2 protein-coding genes are annotated in these 2,113 nt (G+C 58.1%); both read right to left on the reverse strand.

Annotated features, from left to right (window positions below; genetic code table 11):
• Nucleotides 1–132: 132 nt before the first annotated feature.
• Nucleotides 133–921, reverse strand: coding sequence for an IS4/Tn5 family transposase DNA-binding protein (locus tag ACT6VE_RS34765; RefSeq protein WP_197275840.1), 789 nt, complete (start codon nucleotides 919–921; stop codon nucleotides 133–135).
• A 318-nt stretch (nucleotides 922–1,239) separates the two neighbouring features.
• Nucleotides 1,240–2,113 (reverse strand): MFS transporter (locus ACT6VE_RS34770; protein WP_444802650.1); only part of this gene is annotated, 874 nt, incomplete at its 5' end.

Raw genomic sequence — 2,113 nt, forward strand, 5'->3', positions numbered from 1 at the left:
CTTCGGGAGGGTCGACCTCTATGGCGTGGATCACGGTCAAGTTCAGTGGTGGATAGAGCCGCGCTTTGCCAATGGGCGGCAGAACCCGGATGCGCTTGTATTTCAGGGCCAGTTTCACTCGGCTACCGTCGGCTATCTCGAACTGGTGATGCCCTCGACAGCGACCTCGGCCATCTCCGCCAACACGGTGTGCTTGCCGTCGCCGGCCAGACGATCAACGCAGGTGCGGACGACAAAGTGGGTCCCGAGCTCCTGCGTCGCGCAGTAGAATTCATAGATGTCATTCTCGCGATCGCCGACGTGAACGATGCGGGCGGGGTCCCCTCCGAGCAATGCCGTGGAGCCGCGCATATTCTCGAGCCAGCGGATGCTCTCTTTTGTCTCGATCGGCACCCGCGTCTGGTTGACTTTGCGTTTGAGCGCCAGCAGCCCCTTGAATTGTGCACGGCTCCAGAAGCGGGCAGCCGTCAAGCCGAGAGGGAGCCCTTCAAGCGTGACGGCGAGACTGGCATGCATCATAACGCCGCAAAGCTTGTGCTGGCGCCAGAGGCCTTCCTTGTCGCGCCCGCTGTTCACCTTCTTGGTGTAGCCGATGCTCTCTGGCGCTGATCGCTGGTAGACGAATTCTGTGGTGTCCTGCAGCACCAGCAGGGTGCCATCACAGCTGGCTGCACGACGCGCCGTCGCCTGGAAATGGCCAGCCAGAATGTGCTCTTCGGTGACCGAGCTGTTCGACAAAAAGCGGTATGCCGCTTTTGTGTTCGCCCAATCTTCGCAGGCTAATGGCAGCGGCTGACCTGTTGCGCTATCCAGGCAGCACATCAGTTTGCGCAGTCGAGCACCAAGCCGAGTATCGCCGAACCCGGTGTTGTCTATTTCTCCGTCAATCCAGGTCTCACCTTCATCTCGGTCGTTCGTCATGGCACGCACCCCGCAGGTTCCGTGCCTGAGCAGGAATCACAGCCGAGCCAGTGGCTTCAACTGTAATGCGCTTACGTGAATCACGCGTGCGACCACTTGTGGGTAATTGAAAGATCGTCCGAAGGGATACTCATTAGTCGATGCCGGACTTTGCGCTTGTTGCAAACGCCAAGCGTTTAAAGCGAGACACGACATTTGTTGGTGCTTGAGCTCCGCGAGGGTCCTACGAGCTTTTCTAAGCTGCCTTTCCGGTTTTGGAGAGCGCCGACCTTGCCTCGCCTAACGATATCGCCACCAAAGGTTAGGGCGGATGGGGTTTTAGTGCCCCATCGACATACCACCCGGTTTCTTCGGGCGCGGAGCCAACCAAATGACCGCAGCTGCCACAAGCAGCATCGCAGAAGTCACCCAAAAGACGTGAACGACAGCAAGCGTTGTCGCTTCCATTTCGACCATGTTGCTCAGCATCAGCCTGATTTGCTCGGGCGAAAACCCCATGCCGGATAATTGCGCTTGCAGGACTTCAGGCTGGAGTACACCAACCACGTCATTGCGCGCCGCGCGCTGACTATCGCCCCAATAGGTAAGAGATAACGAAGTTGCGAATGCTGTTGCGATCGTGCGGACGAAGCTTTGAAGGCCGGCAGCGGATGCGACCTCATGCTCTTCCACCGTATTCAGGGTCAGGCCAATCAGCGGGATCATGAAAAATGTCATGCCCAACCCTTGAACGAACTGCGGTAAGGTCAGGGTCCAGAAATCGGAATCGGTGGTCCAGAAGGTCCGGGTGAGAGCCAGCACTGAGAGCCATATGATGCCGCCTGACACCAACAGGCGTGGATCATAGCGCGGGGCGATGATCGCAACGATGGGGGCCGTGAGAAGCGCCGCGATGGCCGTAAACGAGGAAGAAAGGCCTGCTTGCGTTGCCGTGTATCCAAGCCAGGCCTGCTGCCATTGCGGGACGATCACGAACCCGGCAAAGTAAGCGCCGAAGCTGATGCCAAGAGCAAGCAGGCTTATGCTAAGGCCGCGATGCCGCAAAACGCGCAGATCGACGATGGGATTATCCTCGGTCAATTCCCAGATGATGAAAAACAGGAAGGAGACGACCGAAATTACAGTGAGTGCGACGATCATGGGGTCACCGAACCAGTCATGCGTCCGCCCCAGATCGAGAACAAGCTGGAGG

The organism is Shinella sp. (assembly GCF_052438155.1).
In the GTDB taxonomy this organism is placed as follows: domain Bacteria; phylum Pseudomonadota; class Alphaproteobacteria; order Rhizobiales; family Rhizobiaceae; genus Shinella.

Coding starts and splice junctions, on each gene's coding strand:
- ACT6VE_RS34765 (WP_197275840.1), bottom strand. CDS start 921: ATGACGAACGACCGAGATGAAGGTGAGACCTGGATTGACGGAGAAATA.